Raw genomic sequence first — 17,385 nt, 5'->3', positions numbered from 1 at the left:
AAGGTGATGGCCTCGTCCAGTGTTTGGGCGGGGCCATCACTGTATTCACGGATGGGGTGTGTTGTCCGTGCTTATTGCTACCTGGCGGGGGCCCAGCAACCTCGCGCGGGGTTGCTGCGCCCCCGCCAGGTAGCAATAGGGGAAGGCTTCGATTCCATCGCGTCTCACTCCGCCTCGCGCGATCTGTGCGAGCTCCGGAATATCGGCCTCTTGTACGGGCGAGAGCTCCATACCATCTGATCGCAGATGAAGTGCGAACGGCGGCCAGATCTCCGAGATGTCCATGTGACTTGTTTCCATTCTTTCCTGTTCAATGGCCCTGGAACTGCGAGGATGACTTATATCCCACTTGAAGTGACCGGACAACGCTGTCCATTATCTGGTCGCTCGGATTGTTGTTATGCGGGTCACGGTAGGTTTGTGCGCATGAGTCTACATCCATCACTGCAGCCAATCTTCGACACGGTGCTCCAGCGTAATCCTGGAGAGTCGGAGTTTCACCAAGCGGTACAGGAAGTTCTCTATTCCCTGGGCCCCGTCGTGGACAAACACCCCGAATACCTCGAACTCTCAGCGCTCGAGCGGCTGTGCGAGCCCGAACGCCAGATCATCTTCCGGGTCCCCTGGATCGATGACTCCGGAGTCGTGCAGATCAACCGCGCCTTCCGTGTGCAGTTCAACTCGGCACTCGGCCCGTACAAGGGTGGACTGCGGTTCCACCCTTCGGTGAACCTCGGCATCGTCAAATTCCTCGGCTTCGAGCAGATCTTCAAGAACGCCATCACAGGCCTGCCCATCGGCGGCGGCAAAGGCGGATCTGACTTCGATCCGAAGGGCCGCAGCGACCGCGAAGTCATGCGGTTCTGCCAGTCGTTCATGACCGAGCTGTACCGTCACATCGGTGAATACCGCGATGTGCCCGCAGGCGACATCGGCGTCGGCGGTCGGGAGATCGGCTACCTCTTCGGCCAGTACAAGCGGATGACGAACTCCTACGAGGCAGGTGTGCTCACCGGCAAGGGACTGTCCTACGGCGGTTCCATGGTCCGCACCGAAGCCACCGGCTTCGGCGTCGTGTACTTCCTCAAGGACATGCTGGCGGCTGCGAAGAAGAACATCGACGGTCGCACAGTCTCGATCTCCGGATCCGGAAATGTCGCGGTGTTCGCAGCAGAGAAGGTCACGGCCTTCGGCGGCACGGTCATCACGATGTCCGACTCGGCCGGCTTCATCCACGATCCGGATGGCATCGACACGGCACTCGTCAAGCGCATCAAGTTCGAAGAGCGCGGACGCATCTCCGAATACGTGGAGCAGCGCGGGGGACGCGCGACCTACCACGAGGGCGGCAATGTCTGGGACATCGAGGTCGACGTCGCACTGCCATGTGCGACTCAGAACGAGCTCGACGGAGACTCGGCTGCGACTCTGGTCAAGAACGGAGTCATCGCCCTCGCCGAAGGCGCGAACATGCCCTGCACGCCGGAAGCCGTGAAGATCTTCTCCGAGGCCGGCGTCCTCTTCGCCCCCGGCAAGGCCGCAAACGCCGGCGGTGTCGCGACCAGTGCGCTCGAAATGCAGCAGAACGCCAGCCGCGACTCGTGGGACTTCGACTTCACCGAGGCGCGCCTGGCCGAGATCATGGGCGATGTCCACGACAGCTGCGCCGCCGCTGCCGATGAATTCGGTTCGCCCGGAGACTACGTCGCCGGCGCCAATATCGCAGGCTTCATCCGTGTCTCCGAAGCGATGCTCGCTCAGGGAGTCGTCTGATCGACTGAACCACAAGACAGGCCCTGCCCAGGACGGTTGCGCTTCCAAGCGAAGCACGATGATGCTGAGCAGGGCCTGTGTCGTATCTGCCGCGCGCAGTCGGACCGAACAGCTCCAGTTCTGTCAGAGGGCCAAGGACTCGCCGGCGGGTGTATGTCCCGTCGCTCGGCCCGCTCAGCGTTTTCCGATCGTCCCGTAGCCTTTGCGCCAGCGCAGCAGGGGACGGGATGTTCCCGCATTCGTGCCCGCACCCATGGAGACCACCTCACCGACGACGAGGTTGTGCGTGGCGACCTCGAGCACCTCGGTGAGTTCGAGTTCGAACCAGGCGATCGCCTCGGTGAGTACCGGCTGCCCGGCCTGCGGGGCGGGAAAGGTGTCAATGCCTTTGAGCGACCCGTACAGCGGCTGGCCCGAAGCTCCCAAGCGTTCAGAGATGTCTCGCTGGTCGGAATTGAGCAGCGAGATGGCGAAGTGAGAACTCGTCTCCAGGGTCTCCATCATCCGTGAGCCGGAATAGACGCTCACCGCCATCGTCGGGGGATCGTACGACACGTCGAGAAACGAATCGACGGTGATCGCATGCAGGGCACTGCCGCGGGTGGCAGAGACCACGGCGACCGCCGCGGCGATGTCATCGCTGAGTTCGCGGTAGCGTTCTGTGAGGGAATCGTCGTAGGCCTGGTCCATGACACTCATTCTAGGGAACTACAATGGAGCCATGACCATTCCAGCTTCAGGCGGTTCAGCAACGATCGAGCGCGAGCAGTCCGAGCAGCTAGTCGAGCCCGGCGACCACGAGCGCTTCAGCCACTACGCGCCCAAGGACAAGATCATGGAGTCCATGGTGACCGGGACTCCGCTGATCGCCTTGTGCGGGAAGGTGTGGGTCCCCACGCGCGACCCCGAGCGGTTCCCGATCTGCCCCAAGTGCAAAGAGATCTACGAGACGATGTCCGAAGGACCGCAGGAGTAGATGTCCGCGGATCGTCTCCCATCAGCACCAGGGACCTCCGCAGCAGAACAGCTTCCACCGGCATTCCCCGAGCGCGCAGCGTGGGGAACGGCCGGAAAGCTGCGTGCCTGGCAGGCGGAGGCTCTCGAACTCTACTTCCAGAAGCAGCCCAAGGACTTCCTCGCCGTCGCGACCCCCGGGGCCGGTAAGACCACCTTCGCTCTGCGCCTGGCTGCCGAACTGCTGGCCCAAAGAGTCGTCAACAGGGTCACAGTCGTCGCTCCCACCGAACACCTCAAGGTGCAGTGGGCCGATTCGGCGGCACGTGTGGGCATCAAACTCGACCCGCACTTCAAGAACTCCCAGGGCAAACACGCCCCCGGGTACCACGGAGTGGCTCTGACCTATGCGCAGGTGGCGGCCAAACCCGTTCTCCACCACAACCGGACGGCCGCCGGCCGCACCCTGGTCATCCTCGACGAGGTCCACCACGGAGGTGACGCCCTGTCGTGGGGCGATGCCGTGCGAGAGGCCTTCGGCCCCGCGGTCCGTCGACTGTCCCTGACCGGAACCCCGTTCCGGTCGGACACCTCACCGATCCCGTTCGTCACCTACGCTCCCGACGAGAACGGCATCCGCACCTCGGTGGCGGACTACTCCTACGGCTACGGTCGTGCGCTCAAGGACTCCGTCGTCCGCCCCGTCCTCTTCCTCGCCTACGCCGGCGCCATGAGCTGGCGGACCAAGGCCGGCGACGAGATGTCGCACGTCCTCGGCGAGGAGACGACGAAGGACATCAACTCGCAGGCCTGGCGCACGGCACTCGATCCGAAGGGCGACTGGATCCCGGCGGTCCTCAAGGCCGCCGATATCCGACTGACGGAAGTCCGGCGCACCGTCCACGATGCCGGCGGACTCGTCATCGCCACAGACCAGGAGGCCGCCCGAGCCTACGCCAAACGGCTGCACGAGATCACCGGAGAGAAACCGACCGTGGTGCTCTCTGACGAAGCAGGAGCCTCGGAGCGGATCGAACAGTTCCAGAACTCCACCGACCGATGGATGGTCGCCGTGCGGATGGTCTCCGAAGGCGTCGACGTTCCCCGACTGTGTGTCGGCGTCTACGCGACCTCCTCGTCGACGCCGCTGTTCTTCGCCCAGGCGATCGGCCGCTTCGTGCGTGCTCGCAAACGCGGCGAGACCGCCTCGGTGTTCCTGCCCTCGGTGCCCGTGCTGCTGGCCTTGGCGAACTCGATGGAGACCGAACGCGACCATGCCCTCGATCGCCCGAAGAACGAGGACGAGAACGATGTCGTCGTCTTCGACGAGCAGGCCATGGAGCAGGCGAATCGGAACGAAGGCGCCTCGTCGGACCAACTCGGATCCTTCGAAGCACTCGGTGCCGAGGCGCTGTTCGACCGCGTCCTCTACGACGGCGGCGAATTCGGCACCGGCGGAGCCATCGGCTCCGAGGACGAACTCGACTTCATCGGCATTCCGGGTCTGCTCGAACCCGATCAGGTGCGTGAGCTGCTGAGCACTCAGCAGGCCCGGCAGGCGAAGCGCAAGACTGCGGCGGCACCTCCGGCACCCGAGGTGGAGACGAGCGAACTCGAGCACCGCGCGATGAAGGAAGAGCGCAACCAGCTTCAGAGCCTCGTCGGTGCCTGGTCCAGACGCACCGGCACACCGCACCAGAACGTCCACGTCGAGCTGCGCAAGGCATGCGGGGGACCGGCCGTCGCTCAGGCCACACGGGAGCAGATCCAAGCTCGGATCAAGAAGCTGCAGGGCTGGTTCATCGGCAAGAAGTGAGCGCCGCGGTGGGCAAGAAGTGAGCGCCGCGGTGGGCAGGAAGTGAGCGCCGCGGTGGGCAAGAAGTGAGCACCGCGGTGGGCAAGATGTGAGCACCGCGGTGGGCCGGGCCCGGATCAGGCTGAATAGAACACGGTGGGGATGGCGGGCTCGCCGTCCTGCAGGCGCCTGGCCGAACGCGGCAGCTCCGCCAACGACTCATCATGTCGGGCGCAGGCCTTCTTCACGCCTGCCGCACCGGTGAACGATTCATCGACCTCACCGTCGACGACGAGATCGACGCTGAGCCGACGACCGTCACCGAGGTCATCGGGCAGGCTCGGAATGCCGACGGCCTCCTCGACCGCGATCGGACCGTCGATGAGGCGCAGCGCCTCTTTGTGTCCTCCGCGTGAGGGCTTGCCGGAGGAGTGTTTGGCCACCGAGGTCCACTCGCCTGCCTCATCGGCGCGGGCCACGAGCTTGTACACCAGCCCGGCGGCCGGGGCACCTGAACCGGTGACGACTCGTGTGCCGACACCGTATGAGTCGACGGGGGAGGCGGCCAGCGCAGCGATCGCGTACTCGTCGAGATCGCTCGTGACGGTGATCGTCGTGTCGCGGGCACCGAGACGGTCCAGGCTCTCACGAACCTCGCTGGCCTGTTCGATGAGGTCGCCCGAATCGATGCGCACGCCGCCGAGGTTCGGCCCGGCCAGTTCGATCGCCGTGGCCAGCGCCTCCTCGACGTCATAGGTGTCCAAGAGCAGAGTCGTCTCGGTGCCCAGCGACTTCAGCTGGGCGGCGAAGGCCTCTCGCTCGGAATCGTGGAGGAGCGTGAACGAGTGGGCCGAGGTGCCGATCGTGCGCAGTCCGTACTGGAGGCCGGCGGCCAGGTTCGACGTCGAGGCGAAACCGCCGATGACAGCGGCTCGAGCCGCAGCCACGGCCGCATGCTCGTTCGTCCGTCGCCCGCCCATCTCCGCGCAGGGTCGATCGCCGGCCGCCTGAGCCATGCGGGACGCCGCCGAGGCGACTGCACAGTCATAGTTCATCGCCGACAGGATGAGCGTCTCGAGGATGACACCCTCGGCGAATGTCGATTCGATCGTGAGCAGCGGTGAGCCGGGGAAATAGATCTCCCCTTCGGCATAGCCGCGGATATTGCCGGAGAACCGATAGTCCGCCAACCAGTCGATGGTGCGCGAGTCGACGATGTTCTCCCTGCTGAGGAACGAGAGTTCGGCATCATCGAAGCGGAAGTCGCGGATCATCTCGAGGATCCGGCCGGTACCGGCGACGACACCGTAGCGGCGACCTGCGGGAAGACTGCGGCCGAAGACCTCGAAGAGGCTCTTGCGGTGGGCGGCACCGGATTCCAGGGCCGCCTGCACCATCGTCAATTCGTACTGATCCGTGAAGAAAGCCGTCGAATCGGTCCGTGTGAGATCACTCATAGGCGCGATCTTACGTCACGACAGTGTCAGTGTTCTGCCGTATGGTGGAAACGTGAGCAATCCAACGACACCAGTCCTGGAGCCGGAGGCCGATGTCCGACCCGCCGAGGACCTGGCCAAGCCCTGGAGGACCGTGGTCTTCAACGACCCGGTCAACCTCATGAGCTATGTCAGTTTCGTGTTCCAGACCTACTTCGGCTACTCCGAGGAGAAAGCCCACTCGCTCATGCTCGAAGTCCATGAGAACGGCCGCTCCGTGGTTGCCACGGGAGGTCGTGAAGCCATGGAACGAGACACCCAAGCGATGCACGAGTACGGCCTGTGGGCCGCGTGCCAACCCGATTCAGGATCCGACTGACACATGGCCGCTATCGACGCACGAGGGGACGACGTCGTCCTCACCCTGCAGGACAACGAACGCTCGCTCATGCTCACCGTGTTCACCGATCTCGCGGCCCTGCTGGCCGAAGACGGTGACGGCGATGACGACCGTCCGGACTCGGAGAACTGGGAAGCCCGGCTCGGACTCGTCGACCGGCCGCGTCCGGAGGATCCGGCGCTGCTGCGACTGCTGCCCGACGTCGACCCCGACGACGAGGAGCGTTCGGCGGAGTTCCGCCGCCTCACCGAGTTCGACCTCAAACAGGCCAAGGCACACAATGTGCGCATCGTGCTGCTGGGACTGAGCAAGGGCAACGACATCGCCCTGACCCGCGACGAGGTGCTCGCCTGGATGAAGGGACTCAACGATCTGCGACTCGTCCTCGCCGTGCGCCTCGAGATCGACACCGAGGAGGCACAGGAGGAGAAGTACGCCCACCGCGAGGGCCTCTCCGAGTCCGAAGACCTCACCCTGACCCTGTACGACTTCCTGACGTGGATTCAGGACCGATTGACAACGACCTTGCTCGACCAGAGGCAAGGGGATGACGAGATATGAGACTCACCGCTATCGGCACCGCAGGTTCCTTCCCAGGGCGCGGCGCTCTCGCCAGCTGCTACCTCATCGAGACGGATGAGGACACACCCACTCGCATCATCCTCGACCTCGGATCCGGTGCGCTCAGCCCTCTGCAGGAGACGATCGACACCGATCGTCTCTCCGGCATCGTGCTCAGCCACCTCCACCCGGATCACTGCATGGACATGACCGGCCTCTACGTCAAACACTGCTTCGACCCGAAGTACTTCAACGGCGACATCTCCGACACCGGAACGATCCGCACCCGCACCCCGGTGTTCGCTCCGGCCGGCGCGAAGGAGCGCCTCTTTCGGGCCTATTACACGGATCCCGGCAAGTCCCCGGTCGCCAACGGGGGAGACGATTCGGACTTCGACCACGCCTTCGAGTTCACCGACATCGACCACGGCAGTCGGCATCAGATCGGATCGCTGACGATCGAATCCTTCCTCGTCGACCACCCCGTCGAGGCCTACGCCCTGCGGATCACGGACGCAGCCGGCAAAGTCATCACGTATTCCGGTGACAGCGATGAGTGCGAGAACCTCGTCGAGGCGGCCAAGGGCGCGGACCTCTTCCTCTGCGAAGCCGCTTTTCAGGAAGACCGCGACACGGCACGCGGAATCCACCTCACAGGCAAGCGCGCCGGACGTGTGGCGCAGTACGCCGAGGCATCCGCGCTCGTGCTCACCCACATCCCGGCCTGGACCGACTGCTCCATCGTGCGCGGTGAGGCGGCCGGGGAGTACCGTGGACCCATCGAGCTGGCGAAGCCCGGAGCCACCTGGACCGTGTGACTCGGCGACGACCAGCAGACACCACCATCGAGACGAAAGAGGCAGACAGTGCGAGCAGACGGCCGTGCAGCAGACGAACTCCGTGACGTCCGGATCACCCCGGACTGGATCAACACCGCCGAAGGGTCCGCGCTCGTGGAGTTCGGCAACACCCGCGTCCTCTGCGCAGCCTCGCTGACCGAAGGCGTGCCGCGGTGGCTCAAGGGCCAGGGACGCGGCTGGGTCACCGCCGAATACGCCATGCTCCCGCGAGCCACCGACTCCCGCAGCACCCGCGAGTCGGTCAAGGGCAAGCAGGGCGGACGCACTCACGAGATCTCCCGCCTCATCGGCCGCAGCCTGCGGGCGGTCATCGACATGGACAAGCTCGGGGAGAACACCCTCGTTCTCGACTGCGACGTCCTCCAGGCCGACGGCGGCACCCGCACCGCCTCGATCACCGGCGCCTACGTCGCGCTGGCGAAGGCCATCGACAAGGGGCGATCGACCGGGCTCATCCCTGCTGCCCACCAGCCGCTCATCGACTCGGTGGCGGCTGTGAGCGTCGGCATCATCGACGGACAGCCCCTCCTCGACCTGCCGTACGTCGAGGACTCGCGAGCCGAAACGGATATGAATGTGGTCATGACCGGGTCCGGAAAGTTCATCGAAGTCCAAGGCACGGCCGAGGGAGCACCGTTCGACCGCGACGAACTCGGCAAACTGCTCGACCTCGCCGGCCACGGGTGCACCGAACTCACCCGCATCCAGTCCGACGTGCTCGCCGGATGACGACGTTCGTGATCGCCACTCACAATGAGGGCAAGAAGCGAGAGCTGCTGACCATCCTCGGGCCCGTCCTCGGCACCGATACCCAGGTGCTCACCGCCGCCGAGGCGGGGCTCGGCGATGTCGCTGAAACCGGCGTCACGTTCACGGAGAACGCGCTCATCAAGGCGCGTGCCGCGGCCGCCGCGACCGGACACACCGCCATCGCCGACGACTCGGGAATCAGCGTCGACGTGCTCGGCGGCGCACCGGGGATCTTCTCCGCTCGCTGGGCCGGCCGACACGGCGACGACCGCTCGAACCTCGAACTCCTGCTCGCCCAGCTGGGTGATATCGCAGCCGAACACCGCGCAGCGCAGTTCCGCTGCGCGGCCGCCGCTGTGACCGCCGACGGTCGCGAGTTCACCGCCGAGGGAGTCATGCCCGGACGGCTGGCCACCGAGCCCAAGGGTGAGAACGGCTTCGGCTACGACCCGATCTTCGTCCCCGAAGGCTCTGAGCTCAGTGCCGCCGAGATGAGTGCTGAGGAGAAGAACTCACGTTCCCACCGCCGGTTCGCCTTCGACGCACTGGCCGCGATTCTCGCCGACGAGCCGAATCTCTGAATCGCTCACCCACGATGCTCGGCATCTGAACGCAACTGCCTCACCAGCTGAGAAATTCGGATACACTGACGGTGCTCGAATGTTGGCGAACGACCCTCTTCGTGGTCGGCGAAATCGAGGAGAACAATGAAGACTCCGCGCATCATGACGTGGGTGGCGGCAGCGGCCGCCACGAGCCTGCTGATCACAGGCTGTTCGGCCGGCGCCTCCGACAGCGGAGGCGATGCGCAGCAGAAGGACTCGATGACGATCGCCTTCACCGCCGAACCGGTCAATCTCGACTTCACCTCCACCTCGGGGGTCGCGATTCCCGAAGCGCTGATGGAGAACGTCTACGAATCGCTCGTCCGCCTCGACGGCGAGGGGGAGATCCAGCCTGCCCTGGCCAAGGACTGGTCCCTGTCCGATGACCGCAAAACCTACACCTTCGAACTCCAGGAGGGTGTGAAGTTCTCCAATGGTGCGGACTTCACCAGCGAAGACGCGAAGTACTCCTATGAACGAGTGCAGAACGACTGGAAGAACGCGCTGAAGTCGAAGATGGACATCGTCGAGTCCATCGAGACCCCGGACGATTCCACCGTCACGATCGAACTGAAGAGGCCGTCGAACACCTGGCTGTTCAACCTCACCAGTCTCGTCGGTGCCGTCTTCGACACCGAGGGAACCGACGACCTGGCGAACGAAGCCATCGGCACCGGTCCCTTCGCGATCGAGGAATTCACGCGCGGACAGTCCATCGACTTCACCGCCCGCGACGACTACTGGGGTGAGAAGCCGTCCCTGAACTCGGTCCAGTTCAAATACTTCAAGGATGCGGTCTCGGCCTCGAACGCCCTGAAATCAGGAGAGATCGACCTCGTCTCCAACCTCCAGGCGCCCGAACTGGCCGGAGAGTTCCAAAGCGACGACTATCAGATCGTCTCCGGCACCACGAACGGCGAAGTCGTGCTGTCGATGAACAACGCCGAAGGCATCTTCAAGGACAAGAAGGCCCGTGAAGCCGTGATGTATGCGATCGACCGCAAGGCGGTCCTCGACACGGCGTGGGCGGGCTACGGCGAGCTCATCGGCTCGATGGTGCCCCCGACCGACCCGTACTACGAAGACCTGACCGGAGAGTGGAAGTACGATCCGAAGAAAGCCAAGCAGCTCGTCGACGAGGCCGGGATCAATGGTGAGGAGTTCGCCTTCACCGTACCGAACCTGCCGTACGCGAAAGCGATCTCCGAAATCGTCTCCGCCCAGCTCGATGAGGTCGGACTGAAGGCGAAGATCGAGACTCAGGAATTCCCGGCCGTGTGGTTGGACAAGACGTTCACCGAACACGATTACGACATGTCGGTGATCAACCATGCCGAACCACGCGACATCCTCACCGTGTTCTCGAAGGACTACTACATCGGCTACGACGATTCGACGATCACGAAGCTCGCGGAGAAGGCCGACACCGGCACCGAGGAGGAATACATCTCGGGGATGAAGGAGATCGCCAGGACGATCACCGAGGATGCCGCCTCGGACTTCCTGTTCCTGTTCCCGAACCTCGTCATCGCCAAGTCCGGCGTCGAGGGAATACCCGCCAACCGCGTCTCCGACGCGTTCAAGATCGCCGACCTCAGCTGGGCCTGACCGCACACGTCGATGCTCACCTACGCCATCAACCGTGCGGTCCAGTTCGCACTGTCCCTCCTCGTCGCCTCGGTGGCGGTCTTCGCCCTGATGAGTCTGCTGCCCGGCAACGCGGCACAGGTGGCGCTGGGAACGAATGCCACCCCGGAAGCGGTGGCGGCGCTGGAAGCACAGTACGGGCTCGACCGGCCACCGCTCATCCGGTATTTCGACTGGATGGGCGGAATGCTCACCGGAGACTTCGGCACCTCCTACGTCACCGGTGCCGAGATCACCCCCGTCATCGTGGGCAGCGTCCAGGTGACCGCGATCCTCGTCGTCGCCGCCATCGCCGTGTCCATCGTCATCGCAGTGCCATTGGGCACCTTCGCCGCTCTCGAACAGCGCAACTGGATCGGTGTGACGATCTCAGGCCTCAGCCAGGTCGGCATCGCGATCCCGAACTTTCTGGCCGCGATCATCCTCGTCATCGTCTTCTCGCTGACCCTCGGGTGGTTCCCGTCCCAAGGGTGGATGGCTCCGATCGAGGGCCTCGGCGGCTTCCTCCTTCGTCTGGTCCTGCCGGTCGTGTCGCTGGCGCTCGTACAGGCGGCGATCCTCACCCGCTATGTTCGCTCGGCTGTCCTCGACGTGATGCGGGAGGACTATATCCGCACTGCCCGTGCGAAGGGACTGACCCGGACGAAGGCACTGTTCGTCCACGGGCTGCGCAATGCGGCGATCCCCGTCATCACCGTCGCCGGAGTCCAGCTGGCGACCCTGCTGGTCGGGGCCGTGATCATCGAACAGATCTTCGTGCTGCCCGGAATCGGATCCGAACTCGTCCGCGCCGTGGCCAACCGCGACCTTGTGGCGGTCCAGGGCATCGTCATGGTCCTCGTCCTGCTCGTGCTCATCATCAACCTCATCGTCGACATCCTCGTGCCCATCGTCGACCCCCGGATCAGGAACGCCGCATGAAACCGACCGGTGCTCAGAGTCCCCGCGACCATGCCGATCCCGTCGATCTCAACCCGGCCGCCGCGACCGCCTCGGCGAACGGCGGCTCCGCCCGGTCCCGCAAGAGCGGGCGGCGGGTGAACGCATCGATGGTCATCGGTGCGGGCCTGGTCGTGCTCATCGTCGCACTCGCCCTCGTCTCCTTCGTGTGGACCCCGTACGATGCGAACGCGATCGACCCCGCGGCCCGGCTGCAGAACGGCAGCCTCGCCCATCCGTTCGGCACCGACACCTTCGGCCGGGACACGCTGACCTGGGTGATGGTCGGGGCGCGGATCACGCTGCTCGTCGGCGTCGTCGCCGTCGGCATCGCCCTGCTCATCGGCACCCCGATCGGAATCATCTCCGCCCTCTTCGCGAAGCAGCCGTGGGGAATCTGGATCGACTCGGTGATCATGCGCGCCAACGACATCCTGCTGGCCTTCCCGGCCCTGCTGCTGGCGATCATCTTCGCCGCCGTCTACTCGCCGGGGACGGGCCCGGCGATGGTCGCCGTCGGCATCGCCGCGATCCCCGGGTTCGCTCGAGTCGCGAGGTCGGGGACGCTGCAGGTCCTGGGCACCGAATACGTGCGCGCCGCACGAGCGTCGAACCGTCGGATCCCGGCCATCGCCGTCGTCCATGTGCTGCCGAACATCGCCGGAATGGTCATCGTCCAAGCATCAGTGGCGTTCGCGATCTCGGTCCTCGCCGAGGCGGGGCTGTCCTTCCTCGGACTCGGCACCCAGGCCCCGACGCCGTCGTGGGGCCGGATGCTGCAGGAGTCCCAGCAGTACCTGTCCACTCACCCCGAACTCGCGCTGTGGCCGGGCGTGTTCATTGCGCTCGCCGTCCTCGGCTTCAACCTCTTGGGCGACGGTCTGCGCGACCGTTTCGATCCGAAGATGGAGGCTCGAGGTGCCTGAGAATCTGCTCGAGGTCCGCGACCTCACCATCACCCCTGCCGGAACACAAACGCCGGTGCTCCATGACGTCAGCCTCAGCCTGGCTTCGGGGGAGCGGGTCGGACTCATCGGCGAATCCGGCTCGGGCAAGTCGCTGACCGCCCAGTCCGTGATGGGACTGCTGCCCGAAGAGCTGCACACCCGGGGGCGGGTGCACCTGCAGGGGCACTCCGGGAACCTGCTCGACGCGAAGGAGACGACCCTGGCCGGGATGCGGTCGGACATCGTGTCCATGGTGTTCCAAGAGCCCATGAGCGCACTCAACCCGCTCATGCGCATCGGCGACCAGATCGCCGAAGTGCTGCGCATCCACGGCAAGGTGCCCCGAGCTCAGATCCCGACTCGTGTGCGCGATCTGCTCCGCGACGTCCACATGCCCGACCCGGACAGTGCCCGGTTCGCCTACCCGCACCAGATGTCGGGCGGGCAGCGGCAACGCGTCATGCTCGCGATCGCCCTGGCGAATTCGCCGCGGCTGCTCATCTGTGACGAACCCACCACCGCCCTCGACGTCACGGTGCAGAAGCGGATGCTCGACCTCATCGCCGAAAGGGTCTCGGACGTCGAGGCGGGGCTGCTGTTCATCACTCACGACCTCGCCGTCGTCGCCGGAATCTGTGATCGAGTCATCGTCATGTACCGCGGCCGCATCGTCGAGACCGGCAGCGTCGACGAAATCTTCACCGCACCTCAGCACGAATACACGCGAGGGCTCCTGGCATCCTCGGACCTCGACGCCACCGACGAGCGCGGTCGGCTCTTCACGCTCAAGACCGCGCTCGCCTACTCGGGTCCGCGGCTCGACAAGGCAGCGTCGTCGGCAGAGCCGGTGGAGCCGGGGGATTCCGTGGACGGGACCGCCTCGGTGACGGACGACGATGGGACCGCCTCGGTGACGGACGACGATGGGACCGCCTCGGTGCGGGAATCGGCGCCGCTCATCGACGTCTCGGACGTCACCCGGGTCTTCCGCGGACGCGGTCTCTTCGGCCGCAGACGATCGGACGTCACCGCTCTGGGCGGAATCGACTTCGCCGTCTCGACCGGAGCTCGGCTGGGCATCGTGGGGGAGTCGGGCTCGGGGAAATCGACGCTGCTGAACATCCTCTCCGGTCTCGACCGACCGACCACCGGCCATGTACGCGTCGGCGACATCCGCGTCGAAGCCGCGAGCTCTCAGGCTCTGCGTCGCTTGCGCGAGCGCCTGCAGATCGTGTTCCAGGACCCATTCGCTTCGCTCGATCCGCGGATGCGCATCGCCGATATCGTCGCCGAACCGCTCATCGCCGCGGGTATCGACAAGGACGAACGGGACGCGCGGGTCATGGAGATGATCACCGCCGTCGACCTCGATGCGGACTCTCTGCGTCGGTACCCGCACCAGTTCTCGGGCGGGCAGAGACAGCGCATCTCGATCGCTCGGGCACTGGTGACCAAACCGCAGATCCTCGTCGCCGACGAAACGGTCTCCGCCCTCGACGTCTCGGTGCGTGCGCAGGTGCTCAACCTGCTCACCGACCTCGTCGACGAGTACGCGCTGACCCTCCTCTTCGTCTCCCACGACCTCGGCGTCGTCAAACACCTGTGCTCCGACGTCATCGTCATGAAGGCCGGGCAGATCGTCGAATCGGGGGCCACGGAGGACATCTACGCGAACCCGCAGGAGGAGTACACACGGAGCCTCATCGCCGCCACCCCGAGCCTGGCCGAGGCGCTCGCGGCCGGATAGCGCGGCCGGCGTCTGCGAGCAGCGACGAACCATCGAGAGAAAGGGCAGCACGTGAACACAACGCTTGCCGACCACAATGCGGCCGAACTGGCGGCCGGTTTCGCCGGCGGAGACTTCGACCCGCTCGAGGTGCACTCCGCGGTCGTCGACCGCATGAACGACTGCGAACCGACCATCAATGCGCTGTTCCACCGCGACGACGACCGCTCCCGGAACTCAGCCGCGGCCAGCGCCGCCCGCTGGCGTGAGGGCCGCCCGCTGAGCGACCTCGACGGGGTGCCCGTGACGATCAAGGAGAACATCGCTCGCCGCGGCGTCCCGCTGCCCAGCGGCCACGCCTGGGTGGAGATGCCGGTGGCCGACGACGACGCCCCGATCACCCAGCGTCTCGAAGAAGCCGGCGCCGTCATCCTCGGATCGACGACGATGCCCGACTGGGGAATGCTCTCGTCAGGTGTGTCCTCACTGCACGGAATCACCCGCTCGCCCCTTGACCCGAGACTGACGACCGGCGGGTCGAGCGCCGGCGCCGGAGCCGCAGCGGCGGCCGGATACGGACCCATCCACATCGGCTCCGACATCGGCGGGTCCATCCGCCTGCCGTGCACCTGGCTCGGACTGGCCGGACTCAAACCCAGCTTCGGTCGAGTCCCGCTCGATGCCCCCTACCTGGGCAGGTGTGCAGGACCCCTCGCGCGGACGATGGCCGATGTCAAGGCCGCCATGGACATCATCTCCGCCCCGGACGATCGCGACTATTCGCGGCTGCCGCGGTTGGCCGCCGATGACGCGCAATCACTGCCGGGCAGGGAGTCGACCGCGGTCTTCGATCCGCAGGGACTGCGCATCGGTGTCCAGCTCGACGCCGGGTGCGGGGTCGCCGCCGCTGCGCAGGTGCGTTCTGCCGTCACCGAGGCGGCCGAGAGGTTCTCCGCGGCCGGAGCCGAAATCGTCACGCTCGATCCGTTCATCGACGATGATCTGCTCCATGACATGGACCTATTCTGGCGGGTGCGATCGTGGGCCGACCTCAAGGCGCTGCCCGTCGACGAACAGACGCTTATCCTGCCCTATATCCGACAGTGGGCGCAGGACGGAGCCGATACCAGTGGAGTCGAGCTGATGCGCTGCTATCACAGTGTCCAGGAGATCCGGCGTCGGACGATCACCGCCACAGCCGAATTCGACCTGGTGATTTCGCCGACGGCTCCGGATGCGGCATTCCCGGCCGAGCAGCCCATGCCGTACCCGCAGGTGCACGAACCGATGGGCCATATCGGGTTCACCATGCCGTTCAACATGTCCGAACAGCCGGCGGCAACGGTGCTGGCCGGATACATGGATGACGGTCGGACCATCGGCGCGCAGATCGCCGGACGGCGGTTCGCCGACGACCTCGTCATGGCCGCCGGCGCCTGGTTCGAGGCCGCGGCCGGACTCGCACAGCCGACACGGTCGGTGGTGGGCTGAGCGCGGACTCGGGGATCAGAAGTCGAAGAACTCGACCGAGAGCTTGTCTCCGTCGATCTTCACGCTTCCCGACACCGACAGGGAGTTTCCGTTGGAGAAGTACGAGGATCCGGACCTCTTGCCGTCGACGGAGAAGTTGAACTTGCCGGGCTTGTCGGTATAGAACGAGCCGGTGCTCGTGTCTCCGGTGCCGAAGCTGGCCTTCACCTCGGGCATCTCCTTCATGTCCCACTCGGCGGTGTTCTTCTTCGCCAGATCATCGAGCTTCTTGTCCGAACCGCCGACGGGAATCTCGGTCGGGTCGTACTTGATGAAGTCGCACTTCGGCTCGATGCTCTTGTTGTCGAAGCACTTCTCGAGCTCCTTCTCGACCTGTTTCTGAACTTCCTTTTCGAAGGCGCCGGTCGGGGCCAGGTTGAGGTTGAGGGTGGTGGGGGACACCTGCCCCTTGTTCGGCTGTCCACCGGGAGCGAAGGCCTTCGGGAAGTTCACGTTGGCCGTATCGGATGCCTCTGAGATCCACTTGCTCTTCGGGATCGTGAAGTCATAGCTGCCGGGGTAGACGGCGAACGAGGTGGTGCCCGACTTCGCTTTGTAGTCCTCGCCGTTGACGGAAAGACCGTCGGCGGCGGGAATATCGAGCGAGATGACGTTGAGGTCGGGGCCCTTCATCGTCCACTTGTCGAAGAACAGGTCCTGCTTGCCGTCCTTCGTCGCGGAGAGCTCGACATTGTAGGGGCTGCCGTCGAGCTCGTAGGAGACGACGACGGTTCCCTTGTCTCCGTCCGTCTTCGACGATTCGACCTTGGCCTTCTCGATCTTCGCCGAGGAGGAATCGGTGAATTCCTTCTGCAGCAGGTCGAGGTTCGTCCCTTCCGGGCGTGCGGACGGTGCGATCTTCTCCGCGGCGGCGAAGTCACCCTTGTTCAGGGCTTCGACGTAGTCTTCGGCGACTTTGTCGGGTCCGTACTTGTTCTTGTTCACGCTGCCGATGACGAAGAACCCGACGAGGACGAGGATGATGACGAGTGCGACCGCGCCGAGAGTGATGAAGAGGGGCATCTTGCCCTTCTTCTTGTCGGGGCGATTCTCGGCCCGGGTGGCAGTGCTCTGCCCGCCGGCGAAGCCCGGGGCCGGAGCCGGCTGCGGTATCCCCTGGGACGGGCCGGATCCTGTCTGTGGGGCATTCGGGCCAGACCCCGTCTGGTACTGCCCGGACTGGTTCTGGGCGGAGTTGTACTGGCCCGGCTGGTTCAGGGCACCGGGATACGGGGGCTGATTCTGCGCTCCCGGATAAGCCGCATTCGAGTACTGGTCGCCCGGCTGTTGGCCACCCGGCTGTTGGCCACCTGGCTGTTGGCCGTCCTGCGGCTGGGCGCCGGGGTAACCCCCGTCCGGCTGCTGCGGGTTCTGGTACTGGTTGTTCGGGGCCTGTCCATTCTGAGCCTGGCCACCGGGAGACGGGGCACCGGGGTAGGGGCCTGCCTGTGAGCCGCCCGGG

Annotated in this window: 16 protein-coding genes; 13 read left to right on the top strand and 3 right to left on the bottom strand. The window is 65.1% G+C overall.

Features of this window, described 5'->3' with window-relative positions; translation table 11 throughout:
* Positions 1-426 precede the first annotated feature (426 nt).
* Positions 427-1,773 carry an NADP-specific glutamate dehydrogenase gene (gene gdhA / locus ACTIIH_RS12320; protein ID WP_441452061.1) on the top strand — a complete coding sequence of 449 codons (1,347 nt, stop codon included), beginning with the start codon at positions 427-429 and terminating at the stop codon, positions 1,771-1,773.
* A gap of 174 nt (positions 1,774-1,947) precedes the next feature.
* Here the strand turns inward: gdhA and ACTIIH_RS12315 are convergent, their stop codons facing one another.
* Positions 1,948-2,463, bottom strand: a complete 516-nt coding sequence (locus tag ACTIIH_RS12315; protein ID WP_025779878.1) for a flavin reductase family protein — start codon at positions 2,461-2,463, stop codon at positions 1,948-1,950.
* A gap of 31 nt (positions 2,464-2,494) precedes the next feature.
* Between ACTIIH_RS12315 and ACTIIH_RS12310 the strand changes: the two genes are divergently transcribed.
* The gene (locus ACTIIH_RS12310) at positions 2,495-2,749 is read left to right on the top strand and encodes a DUF3039 domain-containing protein (RefSeq protein ID WP_035320920.1); all 255 of its coding nucleotides are present in this window, start codon (positions 2,495-2,497) and stop codon (positions 2,747-2,749) included.
* Positions 2,750-4,543, top strand: a complete 1,794-nt coding sequence (locus ACTIIH_RS12305) for a DEAD/DEAH box helicase (protein WP_101555427.1) — start codon at positions 2,750-2,752, stop codon at positions 4,541-4,543. It abuts the gene before it with no gap.
* A 116-nt stretch (positions 4,544-4,659) separates the two neighbouring features.
* Here the strand turns inward: ACTIIH_RS12305 and ACTIIH_RS12300 are convergent, their stop codons facing one another.
* Positions 4,660-5,979, bottom strand: a complete 1,320-nt coding sequence (locus tag ACTIIH_RS12300) for a nicotinate phosphoribosyltransferase (protein ID WP_025779884.1) — start codon at positions 5,977-5,979, stop codon at positions 4,660-4,662.
* Positions 5,980-6,031: 52 nt separating this feature from the next.
* Here ACTIIH_RS12300 and clpS point away from each other — a divergent pair, with 52 nt between their 5' ends.
* From clpS to ACTIIH_RS12250, 10 genes are all read left to right on the top strand, one after another.
* Positions 6,032-6,337, top strand: a complete 306-nt coding sequence (gene clpS, locus ACTIIH_RS12295; protein WP_441452058.1) for an ATP-dependent Clp protease adapter ClpS — start codon at positions 6,032-6,034, stop codon at positions 6,335-6,337.
* 3 nt (positions 6,338-6,340) lie between these two features.
* Entirely contained in the window at positions 6,341-6,919 is a 579-nt protein-coding gene (locus ACTIIH_RS12290; protein ID WP_101555426.1) for a DUF2017 family protein, read from the top strand.
* The gene (locus ACTIIH_RS12285) at positions 6,916-7,737 is read left to right on the top strand and encodes an MBL fold metallo-hydrolase (RefSeq protein ID WP_025779889.1); all 822 of its coding nucleotides are present in this window, start codon (positions 6,916-6,918) and stop codon (positions 7,735-7,737) included. Before ACTIIH_RS12290 ends, ACTIIH_RS12285 begins: the two co-directional genes overlap by 4 nt.
* A 48-nt stretch (positions 7,738-7,785) precedes the next feature.
* Entirely contained in the window at positions 7,786-8,508 is a 723-nt protein-coding gene (gene rph, locus ACTIIH_RS12280) for a ribonuclease PH (RefSeq protein WP_025779891.1), read from the top strand.
* A complete protein-coding gene (gene rdgB / locus ACTIIH_RS12275) occupies positions 8,505-9,110 on the top strand; it encodes an RdgB/HAM1 family non-canonical purine NTP pyrophosphatase (RefSeq protein ID WP_441452055.1) in 606 nt (201 codons plus the stop codon). Before rph ends, rdgB begins: the two co-directional genes overlap by 4 nt.
* 126 nt (positions 9,111-9,236) lie before the next feature.
* Positions 9,237-10,742 (top strand): ABC transporter substrate-binding protein, encoded by a 1,506-nt coding sequence (locus tag ACTIIH_RS12270; RefSeq protein ID WP_441452053.1) that lies wholly within the window; start codon positions 9,237-9,239, stop codon positions 10,740-10,742.
* A gap of 12 nt (positions 10,743-10,754) precedes the next feature.
* Complete coding sequence (locus ACTIIH_RS12265; protein WP_441452052.1) at positions 10,755-11,702, top strand: ABC transporter permease; 948 nt, start codon at positions 10,755-10,757, stop codon at positions 11,700-11,702.
* Positions 11,699-12,646: an ABC transporter permease gene (locus ACTIIH_RS12260; protein ID WP_101555420.1), complete on the top strand. Its 948-nt coding sequence runs from the start codon at positions 11,699-11,701 to the stop codon at positions 12,644-12,646. The genes ACTIIH_RS12265 and ACTIIH_RS12260 overlap by 4 nt, the downstream gene beginning before the upstream one ends.
* Positions 12,639-14,414, top strand: coding sequence for a dipeptide ABC transporter ATP-binding protein (locus ACTIIH_RS12255; protein ID WP_441452050.1), 1,776 nt, complete (start codon positions 12,639-12,641; stop codon positions 14,412-14,414). Before ACTIIH_RS12260 ends, ACTIIH_RS12255 begins: the two co-directional genes overlap by 8 nt.
* Before the next feature lie 51 nt (positions 14,415-14,465).
* A complete protein-coding gene (locus ACTIIH_RS12250) occupies positions 14,466-15,884 on the top strand; it encodes an amidase (protein ID WP_441452049.1) in 1,419 nt (472 codons plus the stop codon).
* A 15-nt stretch (positions 15,885-15,899) separates the two neighbouring features.
* On the opposite strand, the gene ACTIIH_RS12245 is transcribed toward ACTIIH_RS12250, so the two are convergent.
* Positions 15,900-17,385 (bottom strand): hypothetical protein (locus ACTIIH_RS12245; RefSeq protein ID WP_441452047.1); only part of this gene is annotated, 1,486 nt, incomplete at its 5' end.

It is taken from the genome of Brevibacterium sp., assembly GCF_052105255.1.
In the GTDB taxonomy this organism is placed as follows: Bacteria; Actinomycetota; Actinomycetes; order Actinomycetales; family Brevibacteriaceae; genus Brevibacterium; species Brevibacterium linens_B.
This window is presented reverse-complemented; position numbering and strand designations above follow the sequence as displayed.

Bases quoted from the DNA above. Each gene is read 5' to 3' on its own strand.
- gdhA (WP_441452061.1), top strand. From the start codon at position 427: ATGAGTCTACATCCATCACTGCAGCCAATCTTCGACACGGTGCTCCAG.
- ACTIIH_RS12315 (WP_025779878.1), bottom strand. From the start codon at position 2,463: ATGGACCAGGCCTACGACGATTCCCTCACAGAACGCTACCGCGAACTC.
- ACTIIH_RS12310 (WP_035320920.1), top strand. From the start codon at position 2,495: ATGACCATTCCAGCTTCAGGCGGTTCAGCAACGATCGAGCGCGAGCAG.
- ACTIIH_RS12305 (WP_101555427.1), top strand. From the start codon at position 2,750: ATGTCCGCGGATCGTCTCCCATCAGCACCAGGGACCTCCGCAGCAGAA.
- ACTIIH_RS12300 (WP_025779884.1), bottom strand. From the start codon at position 5,979: ATGAGTGATCTCACACGGACCGATTCGACGGCTTTCTTCACGGATCAG.
- ACTIIH_RS12290 (WP_101555426.1), top strand. From the start codon at position 6,341: ATGGCCGCTATCGACGCACGAGGGGACGACGTCGTCCTCACCCTGCAG.
- ACTIIH_RS12285 (WP_025779889.1), top strand. From the start codon at position 6,916: ATGAGACTCACCGCTATCGGCACCGCAGGTTCCTTCCCAGGGCGCGGC.
- rdgB (WP_441452055.1), top strand. From the start codon at position 8,505: ATGACGACGTTCGTGATCGCCACTCACAATGAGGGCAAGAAGCGAGAG.
- ACTIIH_RS12270 (WP_441452053.1), top strand. From the start codon at position 9,237: ATGAAGACTCCGCGCATCATGACGTGGGTGGCGGCAGCGGCCGCCACG.
- ACTIIH_RS12265 (WP_441452052.1), top strand. From the start codon at position 10,755: ATGCTCACCTACGCCATCAACCGTGCGGTCCAGTTCGCACTGTCCCTC.
- ACTIIH_RS12260 (WP_101555420.1), top strand. From the start codon at position 11,699: ATGAAACCGACCGGTGCTCAGAGTCCCCGCGACCATGCCGATCCCGTC.